The sequence below is a fragment of the Limnobaculum xujianqingii genome, from assembly GCF_013394855.1.
Taxonomy (GTDB): domain Bacteria; phylum Pseudomonadota; class Gammaproteobacteria; order Enterobacterales; family Enterobacteriaceae; genus Limnobaculum; species Limnobaculum xujianqingii.
The window spans coordinates 1,363,725-1,389,136 of the sequence record NZ_JABMLK010000002.1; the positions used below are offsets into that span (position 1 = coordinate 1,363,725).

Genomic DNA, 25,412 nt, shown 5'->3' on the forward strand with positions numbered 1-25,412 from the left:
ATATTAGGAATGCGTTAGTAATCTGATAATTTGTGATAGCGCGATTACTGATAAGTGCATTGTTGTATAGTCAAGGTAAAAAACTAAGGCTATTTTATTAAAATCACTTATATATTACTTGGTTAATATTACTATCATGTGTCCGCAGTTCTTTTACAGCCTCTGACGTAACCGCGGTTAATTGTAATTTTCTTATTAAATAGAAATAGATGGAAAATACGCTTAAAAACAGAAGAAGAGAAATTATCTCTTTAATTTTAAATTGTTCTAATACAATACCCAAACAAGTCAGAAGTAGTGCGATAGTTACTATGATAAGAAGCATTTGGTGTGAACTTAGCCCCTGATTCATTAAAATATGGTGCAAATGTCCCCGGTCTGGTTTAAAAGGACTATTTCCCTTGAGAATGCGACTAAGCATTACCGTGACCATATCCATTAAAGGAATCGCTATTAGCCATAGGCCTGTTACTGAAGCAATAACTGCATTATTACCTTGGGTGGCTAATAATAATAGCCAAAGAATAGTAAAGCCAATTAACGTGCTACCCGCATCTCCCATAAAGACTTTAAATTTCTTGCCAAATGGAATACTTAAATTAAGTAATAAATAAGGAATAATAATTGCGATAAGAGTAAGACACCATACGGATAAATTCTGTTGCTTTCCTAAATAAAAACAGATGCTCAATCCTAATAGTGAAATACATGTAAGTCCACCAAGCAAACCATCTATGCCATCGGTCATGTTAAATGCATTAACGGATGCCCACATGGCAAATAAAGTTATAATATATCCAGCCCAGCCTAATATCAGAATATCATGAGGTAATAAATTACCCAGTGAATAAAGATGAGCTCCATCCACCATTAATAGAATAATAACCAGAGCTTGAATAATTATTCTTGGATAAACTGGTAAATCAAAACGGTCATCTAATATGCCAACAATAAGCAACATTGACGCACCAATCAAATAGGCGGTGCTGTGTGGCAGGTATCCATCTGAAAAGAAATACATAACACACATTGAAAGGTAGATTGAAATACCTCCAACCAGTGGAATATGCCCTTGATGCAATTTACGACCATTGGGTTTGTCTACAAGATCAATCTGGATAGCGAAAGTTCGGCTTATCAATAAGATGGTTAAACAGCAAGCCGATGCCGAGAGTAAAAAGAGTAACACAGAATACCTTTCGCCCTTTTGTGCAAATTTGCAGGGTTTTTTAGAGCAAGCTACCGCCCATGACTTACAGCTGCCATTTTGCTGAATTAATATAATTGATAATTTATTTGATGCTATTTCATATATAAAAACAGATAGTTTCAATCGATAGATAGAAATTATGCATAATATAAAATAGATAGCTAACGAAAGGAGTATCCAGTGGGAATACGCATAACATGACTTCCTGTCAGTTTACTATCTTTTTTCTTTTATCCATTTAAAACAATTATGAGACAACAGAATCATAATTGTTTACTTACGCGATAGTATATACTGATTCAAATTACAGTAATACGTATATGTGAATTCTAAAGGAGTAGATGGATTAAAGCAACGGGCAGTTATTTTCTGATGATTTTCAGGAACTATTCCATTTTAATATTAAAATTGTCTGAATATTAGTAGGTTGCAGCACTAATCATTAGTTGATAATCAATGTGATTTATTAAGTTGAGTAATATGATTATGGAGAGTAAATCACTATAACATAATGATTTTAATTAGGTTGTTATAAAAATTTATGAAATTCTTGAGTGATTCTTAAGAGGGGGACTATTTTTATAGGCTCAATAAATATAACTGTCATAAAAATAGCTAGTATATCTGACAGGTAATGGATATTTGGTAATTATAATTCGCCAATTAGGATGATCATAAATTACTTTGGTTCTGTATTTAAATTTTCACTTGTTACAAATATGTAATTATTGCCTTGAAAAAAATTCATATAAAAATAATACGAATTCTAATTATTGATGTTTCAGGAGCCACAAAAGCAAAAACCCGCCAATAGGCGGGTTTTCTAAATGATGGTGCCCGGACTCGGAATCGAACCAAGGACACGGGGATTTTCAATCCCCTGCTCTACCGACTGAGCTATCCGGGCAACGGGGCGCATTAAACCGGATCTGCGCCTTATCGTCAATGGCTTTCTGTCTTTTAAGCAGCAAATTCCGATCAACCGCTGTTTTTTCACTCGAATTTTATGGTTATGTCTAAATATTCAGCGAAACAGGCGCAGGATTATTCTGTTTGGGCGCTATGCTTTTTGATTTTTTCAATATGCTCAGTAAACTGTCCGGCATCCATAAACCCTGATACTCGCAGCTCAGTGAGCTCTCTACCTGCTTTATCGAAAAACAGGATGGTAGGTAGGCCTAGTACCTGAAACTCCTTCAGTAACGCGATATGCTGCTTATTATTCGCTGTTACATCCGCCTGAAGTAAAACTGCATCAGACAGTGCATTCTGTACAGATGGCGCACTAAAAGTATATTTCTCGAATTCTTTACAGGTCACACACCAGTCGGCATACAGGTCAAGCATAACGATTTTGCCCTTGGCATTAGCCAGAGCCTGATGTAATTCATCACTATCATTAACAGGCATAAATAAGCTATGTGTACTAGATTGGGCCTGTGGAGTTGCAGGACCAAATGCCCAATCCTGTAATGGGCGGGTAACAATAAGCGCAGCAGCCAGTAATAGTAATTGAAGGAATCTGATCCATCCTTGTTGGGAACGTAGACTGATAATAAAAGCCCAGCCAAAGAAAGCTAATCCTAGTGCCGACCACATCCGTAGTTCCCAAATCTCGCCATACAGGCGGCCCAGTAAAATCACCGGGAGTGCCAGGATAAGGAACCCAAATCCTTCTTTGACATATTGCATCCATGGGCCGCTGCGTGGAAGCACTTTATTGCCAAACAGCGTAACCAGAATGAGGGGAATTCCCATACCTAAGGCATACAGATATAGCGTTCCACCACCGGCGAGCAGATTGCCGCTTTGAGCAATATAAAGCAGAATTGCTGTTAATGGGGCGGTTGTACATGGAGAACTGATAAGTCCAGCCAACGCTCCCATAATAAAGACACCTAAGGGAGAACCACCTTTTTGATTATTACTCCAGCCGGTCATTTTAGTTTGTAATGAAGAGGGGAGCTGTAGGGTATAAACTCCAAACATAGAGAGCGCCAGCAGAATGAATAATGCTGATAAACCAATAAGAACCACAGGATGTTGGAAATAGGCCTGAAATTGCATACCAGCAGCAGCCACAACTATACCCAATGCGGTATAAGTTAATGCCATTCCCTGAACATAAACAAAGGCCAGAAAAAAAGTGCGTTTCAGGCTATAGCTTTGTTTATTTCCCAAAATAATACTGGAAATCAACGGATACATAGGCAGCACACAAGGGGTTGCTGCGGCAATGATACCAATGACTAAGGCCCACAAAGGGGAGAAGGGGAGTGATTCTTCAGTATTTGTACTGTCAGTTTGTGGTGGTAATGTTGTTGGCGCAGCATTACTACTTGCAGTTATTTCACTTAATGGAACCGTGCGCGTTTCAGGCGGATAACAAAATCCGGCTTCAGCGCAACCCTGATAGCTAACGGTAATTACCGAATTATTTTGAGCTTGTGAAAGCGTTAAAGGTATTGATAACGCATTTTTATAAATTAAGGTATCGCCATAGAACGCGTCATTATGTTTTTCCGCCGTAGGAAAAGTATAAGGAGCTATCGTTGTATTCTGGGGCTCAATTTTTATTTGGTGTTGGTAGAGATAGTAACCCGGTGCGATATCCCATTTGAGAATTACATGTTGGTTATTCTGGCTAAAATCAAAGGCAAAAGCCTGATCGACACTGACAAACTTTCCGGCAGATGGCGTTTTATCGAAGAGTGAAGCCTGTGCACTAAATGAGGTGCAAAACAGTGTCAGCCAAAAGAGAACAATTAATTTAGTGATGTGTCGAGCCATGATAGATATTCTTTGTCGCCTCTGCTGACAGGTAATGCCAGTAATTCTGGTAATTCGTAAGGGTGATGCTGTTTTAGCTTTGCCATCAGAGCATCCTGATGCTGACAATTAGTTTTGAGCAACATCTGGACTTCATATTCCTGCTCCAACTTACCCTGCCAATAATACAAGGAAGTGGCACCAGGTAAAATCGTGACGCAGGCGGCCAATTTTTCAGCCAATACTAAAGTAGCAAGCTCTTGTGCACTCGCTTCATCGGGCGCAGTACAGAGAATTACAATGGCGTGGGTATCGGTACTGTCAGAAATTGCTGCTGTCATAATGTTTACCTCTGGATGATGGAAAACATGTTGCATTCAGCAAAACACTATACTGGTTGAGTGGGAGTTTGTCAGTAACAGGAAGAGAAAGAAAGGAATAGACCTGAGATGCAAGCACCTCAGGTCTATAAAGGCAATTACAGAACCATATTACCTACAATGAATCCAAACAGTACTGACAGGGCAATAGCAATAACGCCCGGAACCAGGAATGAGTGGTTAAACACATACTTACCGATACGGGTTGAACCCGTATCATCCATCTGAACTGCTGCCAGCAGAGTTGGGTAAGTTGGCAGAACGAACAGAGCAGAAACAGCGGCGAACGACGCTACAACACCGACTGGTGTTACGCCAAGAGCCAGAGCTGCTGGTAACAGTGCTTTAGCTGTCGCGGCTTGTGAGTAAAGCAGCGTAGCAGCAAAGAACAGGATAATTGCTAACATCCAGGAATGCTCTTGCAGCAGGCTGCCGGAGAACTCTTTAATTTCGTTGATGTGAGCTTGAACGAAAGTATCACCTAACCACGCAACACCCAGTACGCAGACACAAGCACTCATACCTGATTTGAAGGTACTCGCATTCAGGATCTCGTTAGTATCAATCTTACAGAACACACAAATTGCGGTAGCGATACTTAACATGAAGACAACGATTGCATGGTCACGGCCTAAAATAGGGTTTTCGATCAGGCCTACAGACTTACTAATCGCTGTTGCGTACAGCATAACGGCAACGATACCAAGCAGGAATAACAGAACAGAAAGTTTCGCACCCGGTTTAATCACGATGTCGGCAACTTTTGTATTGCTAACCAGCCCTTTAGCCAGACGGTCTTTATAAACTGGATCGTCTTTTAACTCACTACCCAGGAAGTTACTAACAACAGCAGTCAGCATAACCGCTACAAAGGTAGTTGGAATACAAATACCTAACAGGGCTAAGTAACTGACACCAACAGGCTCCAGAATACCAGCAGTAAATACAACCGCAGCTGAAATTGGTGATGCTGTGATAGCGATCTGTGATGCTACAACTGCAATAGACAGAGGGCGAGAAGGACGGATACCCTGACCTTTTGCTACTTCAGCGATAACTGGCATAGTGGAGAAAGCTGTATGACCAGTACCAGCGAAGATTGTCATGACATAGGTAACGACTGGCGCCAGAAACGTAATGTACTTAGGATGTTTACGTAACAGTTTTGCAGCCAAACTAACCAGATAGTCCATACCACCGGCAACCTGCATTGCTGCGATTGCCGCGATAACTGACATGATAATTTGAATAACGTCGAACGGGATATTACCAGGGTTGATTTGACAAACCGTAGTAAGAACCAGTACGCCTAGTCCACCGGCAAAACCGATGGCGATACCACCTAGTCGTGCACCAACATAGATGGCCAGCAGGACAATCACAAATTGCACAGCTAACATATATTATTTCCTTGATTTTATGCGTGTTATTAAAAATAGATAACACAAAGTTAACGACTACAAGTTCCTACGGGTATTAAAAAGGCATGCTATTTTTCAAATGACATGCCTTTTGTTTGGTTATTGCAGAGTCTTAGTTCTCTCGCAACTAGTCGTCGTAACGTTTTGCTTTATATTCTGGGTGCATCAGGTTCTTGATGGAGAAAATATCATCAAGTTCTGCTTCGGTCAGAAGACCGCGCTCCAGAACAACTTCACGTACGGTTTTGCCGGTTTCAGCACAAATCTTACCAACAATGTCACCGTTGTGGTGGCCAATGAATGGGTTCAGATAAGTCACGATACCGATTGAGCCGAACACATAGGCTTCACAAACTTCTTTATTGGCAGTGATGCCATCAACGCATTTTTCAACCAGGTTGTGACATGCGTTAGACAGAATGTGAATTGATTCAAACATAGCCTGACCGATAACAGGTTCCATTACGTTCAACTGTAATTGACCAGCTTCAGCAGCCATAGTTACACAAATGTCGTTACCGATAACTTTAAAGCAAACCTGATTAACTACTTCAGGAATAACCGGGTTAACTTTAGCTGGCATAATAGAAGAACCAGCTTGCAGCTCAGGTAAGTTGATTTCGTTTAAGCCAGCGCGTGGGCCTGAAGAGAGTAAACGAAGGTCATTACAGATTTTAGACATTTTTACTGCAAGGCGTTTTAATGCGCCATGAACCATAACGTAAGCGCCACAGTCAGACGTTGCTTCAATCAAGTCTTCTGCAACTACGCATGGGAAGCCGCTAACTTCAGCCAGCTTCTGCACCGCCAGAGGTGAGTACTCTTTCGGTGTATTCAAACCGGTACCGATAGCTGTTGCACCAAGGTTAACTTCGAGCAAAAACTCAGCAGTACGGGTAATATTTTTTACTTCTTCTTTTAGTAACACGCTAAAAGCATGGAACTCTTGGCCTAAAGTCATTGGTACCGCGTCTTGTAACTGAGTACGGCCCATTTTCAGGACTTCTTTAAACTCAACTGCTTTACGATCAAAGCCTGCACGCAGTACTTCAATAGACTCAACCAGTTTCATTAATGAGGCGTAAACCGCGATACGGAATCCGGTAGGATAAGCATCGTTGGTAGACTGGCATTTATTGACGTGGTCGTTAGGGTTCAGGTACTGATATTCCCCTTTTTGATGACCCATCATCTCCAGACCAATGTTGGCGATAACCTCGTTAGTATTCATATTGACAGAGGTACCTGCACCACCCTGATAAACGTCAACAGGGAATTGGTCCATACACTTACCGTTTTTCAATACTTCATCACAAGCCTGAATGATGGTATCAGCAATTGAACGAGGAATGGTTTTCAGTTCCTTGTTAGCCATTGCTGCTGCTTTTTTTACCATTACCATGCCGCGAACAAACTCTGGGATATCACTGATTTTGCTGTTACTAATGTAAAAGTTTTCAATGGCACGCAGAGTATGCACACCATAGTAAGCTTCAGCAGGCACTTCACGTGTCCCTAACAGGTCTTCTTCGATACGGATGTTATTTGACATGTAAACCTTCTTTAATATACCAAGATGAATAAATAGTGAAAAACTGTGTTGCTAAATGATTACAATATTATAAAAGCGTTGGCGCCCTTGGTGTGGAGATCATAAGCTCCTTTTGATTAAAAGTATGAACCTAGATCAGATTATTGGCATCATAAAAAATATTAATGACATAAACGTGATTTAAATCACACTAAAGAGGTAGTTGTTGTTTTTGTCGTCAGAGTTGATTTTTTAAGATGTCAGCACTATATCAAGGCTATATATATAGTATATTAAACTGCTTTTGCTAATTTTAATGATAGGTTATCAAAACGTCACTTTGATGTTAATTATGCTTATTTTTGATATAGCTTCAGTATGTTACTATGTAAAAAATTATTTAATTTCTGAGTGTTAAGGAGCTTATGTGCGTTGGCTACCGTTAATTCTATTGTTTTTGCTAGTTTATATCGAGATCACAATTTTTATTAAAGTTGCTGCTGTTTTTGGCGTTGCACTTACATTAATTCTGATAATTCTGACATCGTGTTTAGGTGTATCTCTGGTCCGCCATCAGGGACTAAAAACATTAATACAAATGCAAGAGAAGATGGCTACTGGTGAAAATCCTGCTGGTGAGATGGTGAAAAGCGTTTCGCTGTTGCTTGCGGGCTTCTTATTATTGATCCCCGGCTTTTTCACCGATTTTTTAGGGTTATTACTGTTGCTGCCACCAGTCCAGAAACTACTGACTTTAAGAGTGATGCCATTTATTCATGTGTTTCGTCCAGCTCCCGGGAATTCATCAACGACCGGTCAGAGTGGATATACCGTTGAAGGTGAGTTTCAACGTAAAGAAGATGATACAAGCAAACACATTGGTGACAAAAAAGATCCAGACCTCTAAGTCATCATATCGATCGTTGTTCATTGTTTATGCAAAACAGCTTATGCAAATTTTTTTCACCTCCCCCCTTGAAGGGGAGGTGAATGCCCCCAATATCACTTCCACGAGGCTGGTAATTTAATGTACCTGCTCAAACCTAACCTGGTAAGGACCTTCTCAAAGGAGAGCTATCAATGAAAATTCGTCCACTACACGACCGCGTAATCGTAAAACGCAAAGAAGTTGAAACTAAGTCAGCTGGCGGTATTGTGCTGACTGGTTCTGCAGCAGCAAAATCCACCCGTGGTGAAGTATTGGCTGTTGGCAAAGGTCGTATTCTAGAAAACGGCGAAGTGAAAGCACTGGATGTAAAAGTTGGCGATGTCGTTATTTTTAACGATGGCTACGGTGTCAAAGTAGAAAAAATCGATAACGATGAAGTCCTGATTATGTCCGAAAGCGATATTCTGGCGATTGTTGAAGCGTAATTTAGAGCGCTCTTTTTTTGAACTGAATTGAAAAGTTAAGGGAAACCTGAAAATGGCAGCTAAAGACGTTAAATTTGGTAATGATGCTCGTGTAAAAATGTTACGCGGCGTAAATGTTCTGGCCGATGCAGTAAAAGTGACTCTGGGACCAAAAGGTCGTAACGTAGTTCTGGATAAGTCATTTGGCGCACCAACAATCACTAAAGACGGTGTATCCGTAGCGCGTGAAATCGAGCTGGAAGATAAATTCGAAAATATGGGCGCACAAATGGTTAAGGAAGTTGCTTCCAAAGCCAATGATGCAGCAGGTGACGGTACCACTACCGCAACTGTACTGGCCCAGGCTATTGTGACTGAAGGTTTGAAAGCCGTTGCTGCGGGTATGAACCCAATGGACCTGAAGCGCGGTATCGATAAAGCAGTTATCTCTGCAGTAGAAGAGCTGAAGAAACTGTCTGTACCTTGCTCTGATTCTAAAGCGATTGCTCAGGTTGGTACTATTTCTGCTAACTCCGACTCAAGCGTTGGTTCGCTGATTGCAGAAGCAATGGAGAAAGTAGGTAAAGAAGGCGTTATTACCGTTGAAGAAGGCACAGGCCTGGAAGACGAGTTAGACGTTGTTGAAGGTATGCAGTTTGATCGTGGTTATCTCTCACCTTATTTCATCAACAAACCAGAAACAGGTGCTGTTGAGCTGGAAAGTCCTTTCATCCTGTTAGTGGATAAGAAAATCTCTAATATCCGTGAAATGCTTCCAGTATTAGAAGCTGTTGCTAAAGCGGGTAAACCACTGGCTATCATCGCTGAAGATGTAGAAGGTGAAGCACTGGCAACGCTGGTAGTGAACACCATGCGTGGTATCGTGAAAGTAGCTGCTGTTAAAGCACCTGGCTTTGGCGATCGTCGTAAAGCTATGCTACAAGACATCGCAACTCTGACTGGCGGTACAGTCATCTCTGAAGAAATCGGTTTAGAGCTGGAAAAAGCCACTCTGGAAGATTTAGGTCAGGCGAAACGCGTTGTTATCAACAAAGATACAACCATCATTATTGATGGTGTTGGTGAAGAAGACGCTATCAAAGGTCGCGTAACGCAAATTCGTCAACAAATCGAAGAAGCAACTTCCGATTACGATCGTGAAAAACTGCAAGAGCGCGTAGCTAAATTAGCTGGCGGCGTTGCCGTGTTGAAAGTAGGCGCTGCAACTGAAATCGAAATGAAAGAGAAGAAAGCACGCGTAGAAGATGCACTGCAAGCGACTCGTGCAGCGGTAGAAGAAGGCGTTGTTGCTGGTGGTGGTGTAGCATTAATTCGTGTTGCAGCGAAAATTGCTGGTCTCCAGGGTGATAACGAAGATCAAACCGTTGGTGTTCGTGTTGCGGTACGTGCAATGGAAGCTCCATTACGTCAAATCGTTGCTAACGCAGGTGAAGAACCATCTGTTGTGGCAAACAACGTGAAAGCCAGTGACGGCAGCTACGGTTATAACGCCGCAACTGAACAGTATGGCGATATGATCGATATGGGTATCCTGGATCCAACCAAAGTAACCCGTTCTGCTCTGCAATATGCAGCATCAATCGCTGGTCTGATGATCACCACTGAATGTATGGTGACTGACCTGCCGAAAGATGACAAATTAGACATGGGTGCTGCTGGTGGTATGGGCGGCATGGGTGGTATGGGCGGAATGATGTAATTCCCCTCTACATTCAGCCAGTCTGAATAGTAAAAACCCCGGTGTAAACCGGGGTTTTTTTATGCCTTAAAACCAGATTAGGTAAAATGTTAAGGTGCGGGATTCAACAATAACTGGAGGATATTTTCCGGATGGTAAAGCCCGCTTTCTTTTAGACTGTTGGACGACAATTTAAATGTTTCCGGATATTGACGGCGCCAGCGGTGATAAATATTCACAATATCGATCATCTTTGATTTTCTGAGCTGGGAATATTTTAAAGCCCAGTAACCGAGCAAATTGCGCAAGATAAAGCAGTCAGTAATTAGCTGATAATAGGTCTCTGTCTCAGACATTTTTGCATGATAGGGGAAGCTATCGTGATAAAGACGATAAAACAAATAGTTGGTCACTACATGGGGGAATTCATTAAATACTGGAGTGACGGTCTGCATCCAGGCGTTTTCAAGATCCATAATTTTTTGCGCACCACTCTCAGTGGACTGCTGCAGAATATCATGGTGAACCTCTTTCCAGAATGTCGCCATAGTCGGCACCGTCTCAACGTTGGCTAATTCCGCTACCTGAGACCCAATTTGAGCAAACAACTGCCAACGGGCCACATTGTTGGTGGGAATCTTACTCATGCGAGAATTAATATAATCATGAGTTAATGATGCCGCTCGCAAATGTAGCTTTTCAATCACCTGATGTTTCTGCTTTGTATTGGTGTAATCATCCCGGGCTATTGGCAATATTAATTCACCGATTGCCAGTAATCGTTCTGAAAGTGATAGTTCCGGGCGTAGGGCAATGGCAATACATTCGGCATTAACCAGATGGTAAATATCGTTGAGCGGTGATTGGCTTCGGGATGAAATTAATTTTTTTGATTCCAACCAGATAGATGTCTGGCTCATCAGGATCTGACCGCAAGCTTCCGGACACTCAATCGCTAAACTTTTACGTAGCTCATTTTGCCAGCGAATATCCACATAGGGGTAATCTAGGCAGAATTTAGGACGAGTATGAAGATCGTCCCTGCGGCCAATAAGGCAGTAAGTACAGGAACGGCCCTTATCAAAAAACGGACAGTAGTTATCTGTGGTTAGATGAATAGTGCCCCAGTTTTCCAGATCGGTTTTTGCCAGTTGAATGCTTTGTTGAGCTACCGTGCGGATATCTTCATCAGAGCTCTTCAGATAAGCCTGAGTGCTGATTTTATCCAGAGGAATCTCTTTACCAATACAACAGGTACATAAGCATCCACCGCCATTACATTGAAACCGGCGTACATATTCAGGTTCATAAATATTGATAATATTCATCCCAGCCTATCCAATGTATATTTATTCCATTAACAGTTATAGTACGGTTTTATTTCTAAATGGTAAATAAGTAAAGCCAGCATAAAGAACAGAGAATTATATTAGCTTGATAAAAGAGTTTTTATATTTATTTTTGTAAGATATTAGTTGTAATAATGATGTAAAAATATATTTATTTAAATTATTTTAAAGCTAACTGTTTATCTTGCCCTGCTAGAAAAAACTCATCTGTTATCAAGAAGGTTTGAGATGAGTTTTTCTGTAGATTGTTTTTTATTATTAAATTGTTACGTTAAGATCTATTGGTGTTTTGCTCGGTTGCCCGCCTATTTCCCGGGTTAGTTTTGGAACCAGATAGCCTGATGTTGTTTTCAACATTTCCCGCATGATATGGCGAGCTTCGTTATCATCAACCATAAAATGTGCGGCCCCCTGAACTTTATCTAATACGTGGAGATAATAAGGTAATATCCCTGTGTTAAATAATGCATTACTCAGATTAACCAAAGCGTTGCAATTATCATTAACACCTTTCAATAATACGCTTTGATTTAATAAGGTTACTCCAACATTTTTTAATTTTCGTATACTGTTTTTTACATCAATATCAATCTCATTTTCATGATTAATATGGGTAACCAGAATGATTTGTAAGCGCGAACGGGCAAAGCGTTGGCATAGTTCATCGGTTATTCTGTCCGGGATAACGACAGGTAAGCGGGAATGAATGCGTAAGCGTTGCAGATGAGGGATTTTTTCTACTTCTGTTATCAGCCAGTCCAGTTCATGATCTTTGGCCATCAGCGGGTCGCCTCCGGAAAAGATAAGTTCGTCCAGCTCAGTATGCTGACTAAGATAATTCAGTGCGTTCTTCCAGCTCTCTTTATTACCCGGATTATCATGGTAGGGAAAATGGCGACGGAAGCAGTATCGACAGTTAACGGCACATCCACCCTTAACCAGTAATAAAGCCCGGTTATGATATTTATGTAATAAACCAGGGACGGCCGTACTTTGCTCTTCTAAAGGATCTACACTGTAACCTGGCGTTTCATAAAACTCATCTTGTAGTGTAATGACCTGTCGCAGCAGAGGGTCACTGGCGTCACCTTTTTTCATTCTGGCTGCAAATGCCCGGGGAACACGTAAGGCAAACAGACGACGAGCCTCGATACCGGCACGTAGTTCAGGGTGATTCTCAAGAGATAAAAAACGTAATAATTCTTCAGGATCGGTAATAACATCCGATAACTGTTGCAACCATCCTTCTCTAGTTGCGGTGTTATAGGTTACAATGTGCGCCATTTTTAGCTGAGCTACCTAAATTAATCAAGAAAGAGGACCATCATGGCGACTTATTCTAGCAACGATTTCCGTCCGGGTCTTAAAATCATGCTAGACGGCGAACCTTGTGCCGTTATTGAAAGTGAATTTGTGAAACCAGGTAAAGGTCAGGCCTTTGCTCGCGTTCGTCTGCGCAAACTGATTTCTGGCAAGTTATTAGAGAAAACCTTCAAATCTACTGATAGTGCTGAAGGTGCTGACGTTATGGATATGAACCTGACTTATTTATATAACGACGGTGATTTCTGGCACTTCATGAACAATGAAACCTTTGAGCAATTAGCTGCGGATGCGAAAGCCGTTGGTGATAACGCTAAATGGTTGGTTGAACAGGCTGAATGTATTCTGACCCTGTGGAATGGTTCTCCAATCGCAGTAACCCCACCTAACTTCGTTGAACTGGAAATCGTTGATACCGATCCAGGTCTGAAAGGTGATACTGCAGGTACCGGCGGCAAACCAGCAACTCTGTCTACCGGCGCGGTAGTTAAAGTTCCATTATTTGTTCAGTTAGGCGAAGTGATTAAAGTTGACACTCGCTCTGGCGAATACGTATCTCGCGTTAAGTAATTATCTTAATCGCCAGATAAGGCCGTTTTACGGCCTTATCTGTTTTTCCTTCCAAAACAATTCTGACGATAAGGAGTGCTGCATGGTTAAGGTTATTAGTGCTATCTTTTTATCACTGGTTGTGGTTTCAGCACTCAGTGGTTGTAACACCATTCGTGGTTTCGGAGAAGATATCCGCCATGTTGGTAGTGCAATTGAACGTGGGGCCAGCTGAAGTTAATTTCTCAGGTTATTCTGTTATCAGGGTATAGCCGTCATGTCATCATTGATTATCACTGTTTGCATGTTGACGTTGAGCAACGTGTTCATGACTTTTGCCTGGTATGGGCATCTGAAATATTTTCATAGTAAAACCTGGGTAATTGCTGCACTAGTCAGTTGGGGCATTGCTCTGTTTGAATATCTATTGCAGGTACCGGCTAACCGTATCGGTTATGAAGTTGCCAGCGCGGGTCAGCTAAAGATTATTCAGGAAGTGATTAGTCTGACAGTGTTTATTCCTTTCTCTATGTACATACTTAAAGAACCTTTCCGTACCGACTATATTTGGGCCGGCTTGTGTTTGCTGGGCGCGGTGTTCTTTATGTTCAGGAATAAAATCATGGTATAATTACAGAACTGCACTATTTTATTTCAAGGTTTACAGAAATAAGATAGGCAGTATCTGTTAATTGGCTGGTTGGGACGACCTGACCACGCGTCATCATTTCAGGGGACGACCCCAAAGTATCAGGGGAGTACCTATTATGGCCTGGATTATTCTGTTTATTGCCGGTTTACTGGAAGTGGTATGGGCTGTCGGTTTGAAATATAGCCACGGATTTACCCGCTTAACCCCCAGTATTATTACCGCAGTAGCAATGGCCGCCAGCGTTTTTCTGTTGGCAAATGCGATGAAAACACTACCCGTGGGAACTGCATATGCAGTCTGGACTGGTATTGGTGCCGTCGGAGCTGCAATAACGGGGATCGTTTTGCTGGGAGAGTCTGCCAGCGTAATGAGAATAATCAGCCTGTGTCTGATTATTGGCGGTATCATTGGTCTGAAGTTTAGTTCCTAAAAAACATTAGCCCACCTGGTGTTAAAGCGGCACTCGGTGGGTTTATTTTTCGACTGTGTTATCAAGCGGATTAAGCGATTTAAGCACTGACAGGCTATGGTTGAGATTCTGTTTGTTGTTGATGGCTAAACGTTCCAAACCAGCAACAATAAAGGAAAGTAAGTATTCGCAAGCCTGTTCTTTATTTTCCACTGAACAGAGTTGCTGCGACAGGCCTCCGATACGATCGACTTCCGAGAAAGTGTTACACATCACACCTACCATAAAGTCAAAACCCCATTGAATGCTGGCCTCATCGGCTCCTGGCATAGCACGACGCATCTCCTGCTGAAAGCGTGCGGCACCAGAATCAAACTGCTCCTGTAATAGTGACAGGTTATAGCCTAATAACGTAGATACAATGCGCGCATAGCTGCGCCAACCGGCACCACCGTTCAAATGCCAGAACAGATAGGGCGTCACGAAAGCATGGACAATTTGCTCAATGGAAAGCGGCTTATTGCTATTCTCATGACTGAAGTAGTCAAGAAGCTGCAGGCGAGATTCGCTTAATAGTCCAATTCTGCGTTTAATCACTGCATCAAACAGTGCTTCTTTGGTACCAAAATGGTAGTGAGCCAGCGCTAATTTTACATCGGCTTTTTGAGTTATCTGACGGATAGATACGGCATCATAGCTACTCAGGGCGAAGAGTTCTTCAGCTGCATTAAGAATTTTTTCTGATGTTGATATTTGCATGTCGTATTTTATACCGTCAAAGAGGCGACCAGCGGCTTCCTGGCTAAACGTCTGATCATTATAAAGCCGCATAGCAGAAATACATCTAATTTTATCCGCTTGCGACCAGCCGTTGTACTTTCTCTTAGATTCGGCTTCTGTGTACAGACTTTAATTACATCTCTCAATTACCCTATTTTTTAACACATTAGAAACTCCCTATTTACCTGATAACGATTTTTCAGGATCCACTTCACGATCTTTCAAAAATGAGTTGGACGACTGTCTAAATAACTTATAGGTTGGACGTACGACCAAATAATATTATCTAACTAATTAAAGAAAAGCAGTGGATACCCGTTTAGATAAATAAAAAGTGAGTGTGTCATATGAAAATCATCGATCTCAGCGTAACTATTGAAGACAGTACCCCTTGCGATCCGCCTTCAATGCCTACCAAAATTGATTATTGGGGCCATGAAAAAGGGGCTGAACATATGCGGCAGTTTTTCCCAACCGCAACGGACAAAGACCTGCCAGAAGGTCTTGGCTGGTCAATTGAATATGTACAGTTAACCACTCATAGCGGAACTCATTTGGATGCGCCATGGCATTACCATCCCACCATGAATAAAGGTGAGCCAGCTCGTACTATTGACCATATTCCTCTGGAATGGTGTTTTTCTGATGGCGTTAAGCTCGACTTCTCTAAAGTTCCTGGTGAGGGTGGAAAAATCACCGTAGCTCATCTGGAAGCAGAGCTGGACCGTATTGGCTATAGCTTAAAACCGCTGGATATCGTTGTGATTCATACCGGTGCAATGAAGCACTGGGGAACAACCGCATACACTAGTGCAGGCTGTGGCATGAGCCGTGAGGCGACGTTATATCTGCTGGAACGAGGCATCAAAGTGGTAGGGACTGATGCCTGGAGTTGGGATCGCCCTTTATCGCTGATTGCCGAAGAATTTGAGAAAACTGGTGATTCCTCTTTGATATGGGAAGGTCACTTTGCCGGTATTGAACGCGAATATTACCACATGGAAAAAATGAATAATCTTGACCAGTTACCGCCATTTGGCTTCAAGATTGCCTGTTTCCCTGTGAAGATTAAGGCCGCCAGCGCCGGTTGGTGCCGGCCAGTAGCCATGTTCGACCTCTGATAGGGAGACAACATTATGACGAATTCCAGTAGTACCCCAACGGGCAAGAAGAATACTAAATGGCATGTGCTGTTTGGCGGTTTCTTTGGCTATATGTTTGATGCAGTGGATATATTGCTGCTTGCGGTTTCTATGCCGGTAATTATTGCCGACCTTGGTATTTCGAAAGCAGATGGTGGTTTACTTGCCACATCTACCATGGTGGGGATTGGCCTGAGCAGTATTGTTGTTGGCTGGTGTGCGGACAACTATGGCCGACGTAAAACGCTGTTTTGGAGCCTGATGCTATTCAGTATCCTGACGGCAGCGATTGCTTTTACCAGCACATGGTTTGAAATACTGGTACTGCGCTTTCTGGCTGGCCTGGGGTTGGGTGGGGTATGGAGCATTATTGTTGCTTATATTTCTGAAACCTGGCCAGCGAAACAGCGTGGGCGTGCGGCTTCTTTTGTGTTGAGTTCATTTCCGGTTGGCGCCGGGCTGGCTGCATTCCTGTCATATCTGATCATTCCTAGCTACGGCTGGAGAGCACTGTTCTTGTGTGGCGCAGGTGCCATTATCGCGGCGATCTATTTCCTGATTTTTGTACCGGAATCAGAAACCTGGAAGAAAGAGAAAGAGTCACGCAAAAATAAAAGTGAACGCGTATCTATTTCAGAGATTTTCTCACCTGAACTGGCTCGTAATACCGTGCTTGCCACTATCGTTGCCAGCTTTGGTCTGATCGGTTACTGGGGTTGTACCACCTGGTTACCGCTGTTTTTAACTCAGGATCGTGGGCTAAGCCTGGAAAACATGTCTCTGTTCTTCGTGGTGCTCAACGTCGGTATGTTTGTTGGCTATAACGTTTTCGGCATCGTGGCGGATAAGGTCGGTCGCCGTACCGCTTTGATTTGGTCATTTATCGGCACCGCTATTACTTTACCTATTTATGTCAGCATGACCGGAGAAATGGCTCTGTTGATTATGGGACCGGTATACGCCTTCTTTACCGCTTTCGTTGGGTTGATGGGGTCTTACTTCCCTGAATTATTCCCAACCAGAGTACGCACTATTGGTGCAGGTTTCTGTTTTAACATTGGTCGCGGCGTATCTGCATTCGCTCCATTCGCCATGGGCTTTATTGCTCAAAGCTATGGCTTAGTCACCGGCATTATGATCTGCGCAGTGTTCTTCTGTCTGGCGGGATTCATGATGTTTGCACTCCCTAATATCGACGGCAAAAAACAGCCGACAGCAGCACAGTCTAATCTTGAAGCGCAGGAAGGAAACTAACATGAACAACAAAACTATTATTACCGTTGCGACTACCGGAGCTTTTCCAACTAAGGAAGACAATCCGAATATTCCTCTGACGCCAAAAGAGATTGCCAATGATGTTTATGAGTGTTGGCAGGCAGGCGCTGCGATTGCGCACTTACATATGCGAGATGACCAAGGCAAAGGGACGATGAATATTGATAAATTCAGCGAAACTGTCGCCTTAATCCGTGAAAAATGCGACATCGTGATTAATCTCACCACGTCAGGTGACCTGAATGCTACTGATGAAACCCGAATGATGCATGTGGCTGCCCTGAAACCTGAACTGGCCTCTTATGACTGCGGTTCAATGAACTGGGCCCATAGCGGTTTGTTTATCAACCATCCTAAATTTTTAGAGCAGCTTGGTCAGGTGATGATCGACAGTGGTGTAAAACCAGAAATCGAAATTTTTGATGCCGGTATGTTTTATAACTCGCTCTATTACATTAAGAAAAATCTGATTAAAACCCCAGCTTACTATCAACTGGTGTTGGGTGCCGCAGGTGGTACGACCGCAACGGTAGAAAATCTGGTGTATCTGCGAAATCTGTTGCCGCCAGAAGCACACTGGTCAGCATTTGGCATTGGTAAAGGCCATATGCCGATTCTGCTGGCAACGCTGGCTTTAGGTGGGCATGTGCGGGTTGGCATGGAAGATAACGTCTATTACAGCAAAGGACGCCTGGCACAATCTAACGCAGAGTTTGTTTCCCGTGCGGTACGTCTGGCGGATGAAGCGGGACGCGGTACGGCAACGCCTGCAGAGGCACGTCAAATTCTGGGCCTGAAAGGAGCTGCATTATGAGTGATATCGTCATTGTTAATGCGGCGAGAACGGCTATTGGCAGCTTTGGTGGTGCTTTAGCCTCTATTCCTGCACCCAGACTGGGCACATTGGTGGCGGAAGATGTAATTAAACGCGCTGGTATTGAGGCCAGCGATATTGATGAAGTGATTCTGGGTAATGTGCTGCAATCGGGTCTTGGCCAGAACCCGGCACGTCAGGCTGCATTGAATGCAGGAATATCAGAAAGAGTACCAGCAACCACCATTAATGTGGTTTGTGGTTCAGGCTTGAAGAGCGTGATTATGGCTGCACAAATGATTGCCGCAGGAGATGCCCAAACCGTTCTCGCTGGTGGTATGGAGAATATGTCGGCTGCACCCTATCTGTTAGATAAGGCTCGTTGGGGCTATCGCATGGGTAACGGTACTCTGGTGGATACGGTGGTGCATGACGGGTTAAGTTGTGCCTTTAATCAATATCATATGGGAATGACGGCAGAGAATATTGCCGAGCGCTATCAAATCAGTCGTGCTGAACAAGATGAAGTTGCTTTGCGTTCCCAGCAGCGCGCAGTTGCCGCCATTAATCGTGGTGCCTTTGTTAAAGAAATTACCCCGGTTACGATCCGACAGAAGAAAGCTGAAATCCTGTTTGAGCAGGATGAATACGCACGGGCTGATGCATCAGCAGAAGCATTAGCAAAATTACGCCCGGCATTTAAAGCTGATGGTAGTGTAACTGCTGGTAATGCCTCTGGTATTAATGATGGTGCCGCAGCGTTGATTGTGATGAGTGGCGAAAAAGCAAAAGCGCTCGGTTTAAAACCAATGGCACGTATTCGCGGTTATGGCTCCGGTGGTGTTGACCCTGCATTTATGGGGATGGGTCCCGTTCCGGCAACGCTAAGGGCGCTGGAAAAAGCGCGCCTGAGTGTGTCTGATATTGATCTGATCGAAGCGAACGAGGCTTTTGCCGCACAGTTTATCGCGGTTGGCAGAGAGTTATGCTTTGACGCCGAAAAAACCAACGTGAATGGCGGAGCTATTGCGCTGGGGCATCCAATTGGGGCCTCTGGTGCTCGTATTCTGGTGACGCTTCTGCATGCATTACAGGCACAAGATAAAACCTTCGGACTGGCAACCCTATGTGTTGGTGGCGGGCAGGGCGTTTCTGTCATTGTCGAACGGATATAAAAGGAGAAGGGCAATGAAATCCAAAGTGATGAGCAAGGATGATGTTACCCGCCATTTCCGTGATGGCATGAGCGTGATGTTTGGCGGTTTTATGGGCAGTGGTACTCCGCCAACCATTATGAGAATGCTGTTTGAATCGGGCATAAAAGACCTAACGCTGATTGGTAATGATACCGCGATTCCGGGTATCGGCGTCGCTCCTCTGATTGCGGCGGGGCGCGTAAAAAAAGTGATCGCCTCACATATTGGGTTAAACCCGGAAACCGGTCGCCAAATGATGGCAGGGGAGATGGAAGTTGAGTTAGTACCACAGGGAACACTGGTGGAGCGTATTCGTGCTGGTGGTTCCGGATTAGGTGGTTTTCTGACGCCAACCGGAGTTGGAACTGTTGTGGAGCAGGGTAAGCAGCGTATGACCATTGACGGTCGCGACTATCTGTTGGAGATGCCGTTGAAAGCCGATCTGGCGGTTATTCATGCCAAACGCGGCGATACGGCGGGCAACCTCTACTATCGACGTTCAGCCAGAAACTTTAATCCGATTATTGCGCTGGCGGCAGAGCAGGTATTTGCTGAGGTCGAGGAACTGGTTAATGTCGGCGATCTTGATCCGGACATGGTGATGACACCCGGCATGTTAGTCAGTGGCCTGATAAAAGGAGATGCGTCATGAGTCCGAAAGAGTTTATTGCCCGTCGCGTGGCACAAGAGCTAAAAGACGGTGACATCGTGAATCTGGGTATCGGTTTACCTACGCTGGTGGCTCATTATCTGCCTGATGATGTGGATATTGTTCTGCAATCGGAAAACGGGTTTTTAGGTATTTGTCCGGCGGATGAAGCTAATCCCGATCCTGATTTAGCGAATGCGGGCGGTCAGCCATGCGGAATTATTTCCGGAGGCTCCACTTTTGACAGCTCCTTTTCTTTTGCCCTGATCCGCGGTGGTCATGTTGATGCTTGTGTTTTGGGGGGACTGGAAGTCGATCAAAAAGGCAATCTGGCTAACTGGATGATACCGGGCAAGATGGTACCCGGTATGGGGGGGCGATGGACTTAGTTACCGGGGCTCGCAAAGTTATTGTTGCCATGGAACACAATGCAAAAAATGGTGCAGCAAAAATTCTTAAGCAATGCGCATTGCCGTTAACTGCTGAAAATTGTGTATCGATGATTGTCACCGAGCTAGCCGTATTTCGCTTCAAAGACGGAAAGTTGGTACTAACCGAACATGCTCCGGGAGTATCCATTGAAGAGATTACGGCAAGAACAGATGCTGAGTTTGTTATAGATGAACAGCTCAAACAGATTGCGGTGGGAGAGCCTCTCACTGCCTGAGGATTATAATAAGACAGCTAACAAACTAACTCCTTGATTACCCCTTTGTACCATCCGGCAAAAGCTTCTCCTCCTGCGTAGTCGGATGGTACTTTTTTCAAATCTTTCGTGCGATAAACAGAGTGATAAGCCCGACCACTCTTTTTTAAGCTCTGAATATAAATTATCCAACTATACTTCTGGTAATCCTGAAATTGGGGTGAAATGACTCAATTCAGACTTAACCGTTTCAGCTACATCAGGCACTGACGATAAATCGAAACGTTTCGATGAAGGTCACAAATTTTCCAAAATCCTTTTGCTTTCGCCGACAATTTTTCTAATACTCCCGATAACAACGAAACGTTTCGATGACGGTAAAACCGCCAAACCAGTTCAACAGAAGGTGGGATAAATGAAAAAAGGTAAGCTGCTTAACTCCATGCTCTCTTCCGTGATTTCGCAGTTAGGGCACACCGATACGCTGACTATCGGCGATGCGGGTTTACCTATTCCTGCATCTGTTGAGCGCATTGATTTAGCACTGACGCTCGGTGTGCCTTCATTCTTACAGGTATTTGATACCGTAACGGATGAAATGCAGGTCGAAAAAGCGATTATTGCCAGTGAAATCAAAGAAAAAAACCAGCATATTCATCAAGAATTGCTGACCCGTCTTAAACAGCTGGAACAGCGTCAGGGCAATGTTATTGCGTTGGAGTATGTCTCCCACGAACAGTTTAAGGCTTTATCCCATAACAGCCGGGCCATTGTACGTACGGGCGAATGTTCCCCTTACGCTAATATTATTCTGTGCTCCGGCGTTGTGTTTTGAGGTACTCCTATGCAACCTCTGCTTAAACTTAACGGTATCGATAAATCCTTTCCCGGCGTGAAAGCGCTATCCGGTGCCAGTCTTAGCGTTTATCCCGGCAAAGTGATGGCCTTGCTGGGAGAAAACGGTGCGGGCAAATCCACTCTGATGAAGGTACTGACCGGTATTTACACCAAAGATGCCGGAACTATCGAATACCTCGGTAAAGAAGTGGCCTTCACTGGTCCTAAAGCCTCTCAGGAAGCGGGAATTGGTATTATCCATCAGGAATTAAACCTGATTCCACAGCTGAGCATCGCTGAAAATATCTTTCTTGGGCGGGAATTTGTTAACGCTATTGGCCGTATCGACTGGAAGAAAACCTATGCGGAAGCCGATCGTCTGCTGCGTCGCTTAAATGTCGACTACAGCAGTCGCCGTCTGGTTAGTGAACTGTCTATTGGCGATCAGCAAATGGTGGAAATCGCCAAAGTGCTGAGCTTTGAGTCCAAAGTTATTATTATGGACGAACCGACAGATGCATTAACCGATACCGAAACCGCCTCGTTGTTTAATGTGATTAACGAGTTGCGGGCTCAGGGCTGCGGCATTGTTTATATTTCCCATCGTCTGAAAGAGATCTTTGAGATTTGTGATGATGTGACAGTGCTGCGCGATGGTGCTTTCATTGGCGAACGCCCGGTAGCGGATTTAGATGAAGACCGATTGATTGAAATGATGGTGGGTCGTCGTCTTGAGGATCTCTACCCTCGTCTGGATCAGCCTCGCGGTAGTTTGCGTTTACAGGTGAAAAATCTTTCCGGTAAAGGCGTCCACGATGTCAGCTTCGATCTTTATCGCAGTGAAATTCTCGGTGTTTCCGGCCTGATGGGTGCTGGTCGTACCGAATTAATGAAAATGATTTATGGTGCGCTGCCTCATAGTTCCGGCAGTGTGGTTCTTGATGGCCATGCAATAAAAATTCATAGCCCACAAGATGGCCTGAAAAATGGCATCGTCTATATTTCTGAAGATCGCAAAGGTGATGGTCTGGTGTTGGGCATGTCGGTTAAAGAGAATATGTCTCTTACCGCATTGCGCTATTTCAGCAAGCAGTGGGGGTCACTAAAGCACGCTGAAGAACAGCAGGCGGTCAGTGATTTCATTAAGTTATTCAATATCAAAACACCATCGATGATGCAGACTATTGGCCTGCTGTCCGGTGGTAATCAACAAAAAATTGCTATTGCCCGTGGCCTGATGACACGTCCAAACGTTCTGATTCTGGATGAGCCAACGCGCGGTGTGGATGTTGGTGCTAAGAAAGAGATCTATCAACTTATTAACCAGTTCAAACGCGAAGGATTAAGCATCATCTTAATCTCTTCTGAAATGCCGGAAGTTATTGGCATGAGCGATCGTATTCTGGTTATGCATGAAGGCCGTATCAGCGGCGAATTCCCTATTGAACAGGCAACACAAGAAGTACTGATGGCGGCGGCGGTCGGCAAACAGTACGGTGTTACGCAGGAGTAAGACACAGTGAATACCTCAAAAACACCTTCAACCAGTCGCTTCAATAAGGAGTGGTTGCTTGAGCAGAAATCGCTGATTGCTTTGATCGTTTTGATCATTGTGGTTTCGTTTCTTAGCCCTAACTTCTTTACTATCGATAACCTGTTCAATATTTTGCAACAGACTTCGGTAAACGCCATTATTGCCGTGGGTATGACGCTGGTAATCTTAACCTCAGGCATTGACCTGTCGGTGGGTTCAATACTGGCGTTAACCGGTGCCGTTGCTGCATCACTGGTTGGTCTTGAGCTAAACGTTTTTGTTGCTCTGGCGGGCGCACTGGTGCTGGGAGCCGGTATTGGTACCATCACCGGTGTAATTGTAGCTAAAGGCAAAGTGCAGGCGTTTATTGCTACGCTGGTAATGATGCTAATGCTGCGCGGAGCAACGCTGGTCTACTCGGAAGGTAGTCCGATAAACCTGGGCTTTACCGACTCGGCAGAAGCTTTTGAATGGTTTGGTGTAGGCCGCCCATTGGGCATTCCGGCTCCAATCTGGATTATGGTTATCGTATTTATTGGTGCCTGGTACTTACTGAATCATACTCGTCTGGGACGTTATATTTATGCACTGGGCGGTAATGAGTCGGCAACACGTTTGTCGGGTATCAGTGTCGATAGAGTTAAAATTATAGTGTATGCACTGTGCGGTATGTTAACCGCGCTGGCAGGCATTATTGAAGTTGGACGTTTATCCTCAGCTCAACCAACGGCAGGCCTTGGCTATGAATTAGATGCCATTGCTGCGGTAGTGTTGGGGGGAACCAGTCTGGCAGGAGGAAAAGGACGGATCACTGGTACATTAATTGGTGCTCTGATTCTGGGATTCCTGAGCAATGCGCTCAACTTATTAGGCGTATCTGCTTACTTCCAAATGATAGTGAAAGGCGCCGTCATTTTACTGGCGGTATTAGTAGAAAACAGAAGCAGTAAATAACCTTTTTATACAGGAATAATGAAGATGAATATGAAAAAGCTGGCTATGTTAGTTTCTGCTACCGCGTTAACCCTTTCTGTCAGTGCTGGTGCGATGGCGAAGGATAACATTGCGCTGGTAGTCTCTACGCTTAATAACCCATTCTTCGTATCTATGAAGGATGGCGCTCAGAAAAAAGCCGATGAATTAGGCTACAACTTGATCGTACTGGACTCCCAAAACAACCCGGCTAAAGAGTTAGGTAACGTGCAGGATCTGACCGTTCGCGGTACCAAGCTACTGCTGATCAACCCAACGGATTCTGATGCTGTGGGTAACGCAGTACTGATGGCTAACAAAGCTAAGATCCCTGTGGTCACTCTGGACCGTGCTGCTAATAAAGGCGAAGTTGCCAGCCATGTTGCTTCTGATAACGTTGCTGGCGGTAAAATGGCTGGTGAATTCATCGCCAAGAAATTGGGTAATGATGCCAAAGTCATTCAGTTAGAAGGTATCACCGGAACTTCTGCCGCTCGTGAGCGTGGTGAAGGCTTTAAGCAATCTATGACTGACCATCCATTTAAACTGCTAGCCAGCCAACCTGCAGATTTTGACCGTACTAAAGGTTTGAACGTCATGCAAAACCTGCTGACTGCTCATGCTGATGTTCAGGCTGTGTTTGCTCAGAACGACGAAATGGCATTGGGTGCAATGCGTGCACTGCAAACCGCTGGTAAGAAAGATGTACTGATTGTTGGCTTTGATGGTACTAACGACGGTATTAAAGCAGTGAAAAGTGGTCGTATGAGCGCAACTATTGCTCAACAGCCAGAACTGATTGGTAGCATGGGTGTTGAGGTTGCTGACAAGATCCTGAAAGGCGAAAAAGTAGAAGCAAGCAACCCGGTAGCATTAAAACTGATCACTGAATAAGTCTGTACAGACAGAACGTTATCAGTAT

At 43.9% G+C, this 25,412-nt stretch carries 24 protein-coding genes, 1 tRNA gene and 1 pseudogene; 17 read left to right on the forward strand and 9 right to left on the reverse strand.

Features of this window, described 5'->3' with window-relative positions:
- Positions 1 to 103: 103 nt before the first annotated feature.
- The 6 genes from wecA to aspA all read right to left on the reverse strand — a co-directional run bounded on the left by wecA (position 104) and on the right by aspA (position 7,332).
- Complete coding sequence (gene wecA / locus GOL65_RS20295) at positions 104 to 1,189, reverse strand: UDP-N-acetylglucosamine--undecaprenyl-phosphate N-acetylglucosaminephosphotransferase (RefSeq protein ID WP_179038513.1); 1,086 nt, start codon at positions 1,187 to 1,189, stop codon at positions 104 to 106.
- Positions 1,190 to 2,041: 852 nt separating this feature from the next.
- A tRNA-Phe gene (locus GOL65_RS20300) sits at positions 2,042 to 2,117 on the reverse strand.
- Between the two features lie 137 nt (positions 2,118 to 2,254).
- Positions 2,255 to 4,000, reverse strand: coding sequence for a protein-disulfide reductase DsbD (locus GOL65_RS20305; protein WP_140921266.1), 1,746 nt, complete (start codon positions 3,998 to 4,000; stop codon positions 2,255 to 2,257).
- Positions 3,976 to 4,320, reverse strand: a complete 345-nt coding sequence (gene cutA, locus GOL65_RS20310; RefSeq protein WP_140921265.1) for a divalent cation tolerance protein CutA — start codon at positions 4,318 to 4,320, stop codon at positions 3,976 to 3,978. Before cutA ends, GOL65_RS20305 begins: the two co-directional genes overlap by 25 nt.
- Positions 4,321 to 4,457: 137 nt before the next feature.
- Positions 4,458 to 5,759, reverse strand: a complete 1,302-nt coding sequence (locus tag GOL65_RS20315; RefSeq protein ID WP_179038514.1) for an anaerobic C4-dicarboxylate transporter — start codon at positions 5,757 to 5,759, stop codon at positions 4,458 to 4,460.
- 148 nt (positions 5,760 to 5,907) lie between these two features.
- Positions 5,908 to 7,332, reverse strand: coding sequence for an aspartate ammonia-lyase (aspA, locus tag GOL65_RS20320; protein WP_140921263.1), 1,425 nt, complete (start codon positions 7,330 to 7,332; stop codon positions 5,908 to 5,910).
- A 406-nt stretch (positions 7,333 to 7,738) separates the two neighbouring features.
- Between aspA and GOL65_RS20325 the strand changes: the two genes are divergently transcribed.
- The 3 genes from GOL65_RS20325 to groL all read left to right on the forward strand — a co-directional run bounded on the left by GOL65_RS20325 (position 7,739) and on the right by groL (position 10,384).
- Complete coding sequence (locus GOL65_RS20325) at positions 7,739 to 8,218, forward strand: FxsA family protein (protein WP_140921262.1); 480 nt, start codon at positions 7,739 to 7,741, stop codon at positions 8,216 to 8,218.
- Positions 8,219 to 8,391: 173 nt separating this feature from the next.
- Positions 8,392 to 8,685 (forward strand): co-chaperone GroES, encoded by a 294-nt coding sequence (locus GOL65_RS20330; RefSeq protein WP_108901213.1) that lies wholly within the window; start codon positions 8,392 to 8,394, stop codon positions 8,683 to 8,685.
- A gap of 52 nt (positions 8,686 to 8,737) precedes the next feature.
- Positions 8,738 to 10,384: a chaperonin GroEL gene (gene groL, locus GOL65_RS20335; protein ID WP_140921261.1), complete on the forward strand. Its 1,647-nt coding sequence runs from the start codon at positions 8,738 to 8,740 to the stop codon at positions 10,382 to 10,384.
- A gap of 89 nt (positions 10,385 to 10,473) precedes the next feature.
- Here the strand turns inward: groL and fliB are convergent, their stop codons facing one another.
- Both fliB and epmB read right to left on the reverse strand, forming a co-directional pair.
- Positions 10,474 to 11,691, reverse strand: coding sequence for a flagellin lysine-N-methylase (fliB, locus tag GOL65_RS20340; protein WP_140921260.1), 1,218 nt, complete (start codon positions 11,689 to 11,691; stop codon positions 10,474 to 10,476).
- A 279-nt stretch (positions 11,692 to 11,970) separates the two neighbouring features.
- Positions 11,971 to 12,996 carry an EF-P beta-lysylation protein EpmB gene (epmB, locus tag GOL65_RS20345; protein WP_140921259.1) on the reverse strand — a complete coding sequence of 342 codons (1,026 nt, stop codon included), beginning with the start codon at positions 12,994 to 12,996 and terminating at the stop codon, positions 11,971 to 11,973.
- A 42-nt stretch (positions 12,997 to 13,038) separates the two neighbouring features.
- Between epmB and efp the strand changes: the two genes are divergently transcribed.
- The 4 genes from efp (at position 13,039) to sugE (ending at position 14,666) form a co-directional block, all read left to right on the forward strand.
- Positions 13,039 to 13,605, forward strand: a complete 567-nt coding sequence (gene efp / locus GOL65_RS20350) for an elongation factor P (protein WP_130590181.1) — start codon at positions 13,039 to 13,041, stop codon at positions 13,603 to 13,605.
- Positions 13,606 to 13,687: 82 nt separating this feature from the next.
- Complete coding sequence (locus GOL65_RS20355) at positions 13,688 to 13,819, forward strand: entericidin A/B family lipoprotein (RefSeq protein ID WP_140921258.1); 132 nt, start codon at positions 13,688 to 13,690, stop codon at positions 13,817 to 13,819.
- Positions 13,820 to 13,861: 42 nt separating this feature from the next.
- Entirely contained in the window at positions 13,862 to 14,215 is a 354-nt protein-coding gene (locus GOL65_RS20360; protein ID WP_108901218.1) for a DMT family protein, read from the forward strand.
- A 136-nt stretch (positions 14,216 to 14,351) separates the two neighbouring features.
- Positions 14,352 to 14,666, forward strand: a complete 315-nt coding sequence (gene sugE, locus GOL65_RS20365) for a quaternary ammonium compound efflux SMR transporter SugE (RefSeq protein ID WP_140921257.1) — start codon at positions 14,352 to 14,354, stop codon at positions 14,664 to 14,666.
- Between the two features lie 42 nt (positions 14,667 to 14,708).
- On the opposite strand, the gene GOL65_RS20370 is transcribed toward sugE, so the two are convergent.
- Positions 14,709 to 15,404, reverse strand: a complete 696-nt coding sequence (locus GOL65_RS20370) for a TetR/AcrR family transcriptional regulator (protein ID WP_179038515.1) — start codon at positions 15,402 to 15,404, stop codon at positions 14,709 to 14,711.
- A 368-nt stretch (positions 15,405 to 15,772) separates the two neighbouring features.
- On the opposite strand from GOL65_RS20370, the gene GOL65_RS20375 reads away from it, so the two are divergent.
- The 10 genes and pseudogenes from GOL65_RS20375 (at position 15,773) to rbsB (ending at position 25,384) form a co-directional block, all read left to right on the forward strand.
- Entirely contained in the window at positions 15,773 to 16,546 is a 774-nt protein-coding gene (locus tag GOL65_RS20375; RefSeq protein ID WP_179038516.1) for a cyclase family protein, read from the forward strand.
- Positions 16,547 to 16,561: 15 nt separating this feature from the next.
- The gene (locus GOL65_RS20380; RefSeq protein ID WP_140921254.1) at positions 16,562 to 17,821 is read left to right on the forward strand and encodes an MFS transporter; all 1,260 of its coding nucleotides are present in this window, start codon (positions 16,562 to 16,564) and stop codon (positions 17,819 to 17,821) included.
- A 1-nt stretch (position 17,822) separates the two neighbouring features.
- Positions 17,823 to 18,656, forward strand: a complete 834-nt coding sequence (locus GOL65_RS20385; protein WP_140921253.1) for a BKACE family enzyme — start codon at positions 17,823 to 17,825, stop codon at positions 18,654 to 18,656.
- Positions 18,653 to 19,831 carry an acetyl-CoA C-acetyltransferase gene (locus tag GOL65_RS20390; RefSeq protein WP_140921252.1) on the forward strand — a complete coding sequence of 393 codons (1,179 nt, stop codon included), beginning with the start codon at positions 18,653 to 18,655 and terminating at the stop codon, positions 19,829 to 19,831. Before GOL65_RS20385 ends, GOL65_RS20390 begins: the two co-directional genes overlap by 4 nt.
- Before the next feature lie 13 nt (positions 19,832 to 19,844).
- Entirely contained in the window at positions 19,845 to 20,504 is a 660-nt protein-coding gene (gene atoD / locus GOL65_RS20395) for an acetate CoA-transferase subunit alpha (RefSeq protein ID WP_140921251.1), read from the forward strand.
- Positions 20,501 to 21,168, forward strand: a pseudogene (locus GOL65_RS20400) (3-oxoacid CoA-transferase subunit B). Before atoD ends, GOL65_RS20400 begins: the two are co-directional and overlap by 4 nt.
- Positions 21,169 to 21,562: 394 nt before the next feature.
- Positions 21,563 to 21,982, forward strand: a complete 420-nt coding sequence (rbsD, locus tag GOL65_RS20405) for a D-ribose pyranase (protein ID WP_140921250.1) — start codon at positions 21,563 to 21,565, stop codon at positions 21,980 to 21,982.
- Positions 21,983 to 21,991: 9 nt separating this feature from the next.
- Positions 21,992 to 23,497 carry a ribose ABC transporter ATP-binding protein RbsA gene (gene rbsA / locus GOL65_RS20410; RefSeq protein ID WP_140921249.1) on the forward strand — a complete coding sequence of 502 codons (1,506 nt, stop codon included), beginning with the start codon at positions 21,992 to 21,994 and terminating at the stop codon, positions 23,495 to 23,497.
- Between the two features lie 6 nt (positions 23,498 to 23,503).
- Positions 23,504 to 24,472 carry a ribose ABC transporter permease gene (gene rbsC, locus GOL65_RS20415; protein WP_140921248.1) on the forward strand — a complete coding sequence of 323 codons (969 nt, stop codon included), beginning with the start codon at positions 23,504 to 23,506 and terminating at the stop codon, positions 24,470 to 24,472.
- A 24-nt stretch (positions 24,473 to 24,496) separates the two neighbouring features.
- Positions 24,497 to 25,384, forward strand: a complete 888-nt coding sequence (gene rbsB / locus GOL65_RS20420) for a ribose ABC transporter substrate-binding protein RbsB (protein ID WP_140921247.1) — start codon at positions 24,497 to 24,499, stop codon at positions 25,382 to 25,384.
- Positions 25,385 to 25,412: the final 28 nt, after the last annotated feature.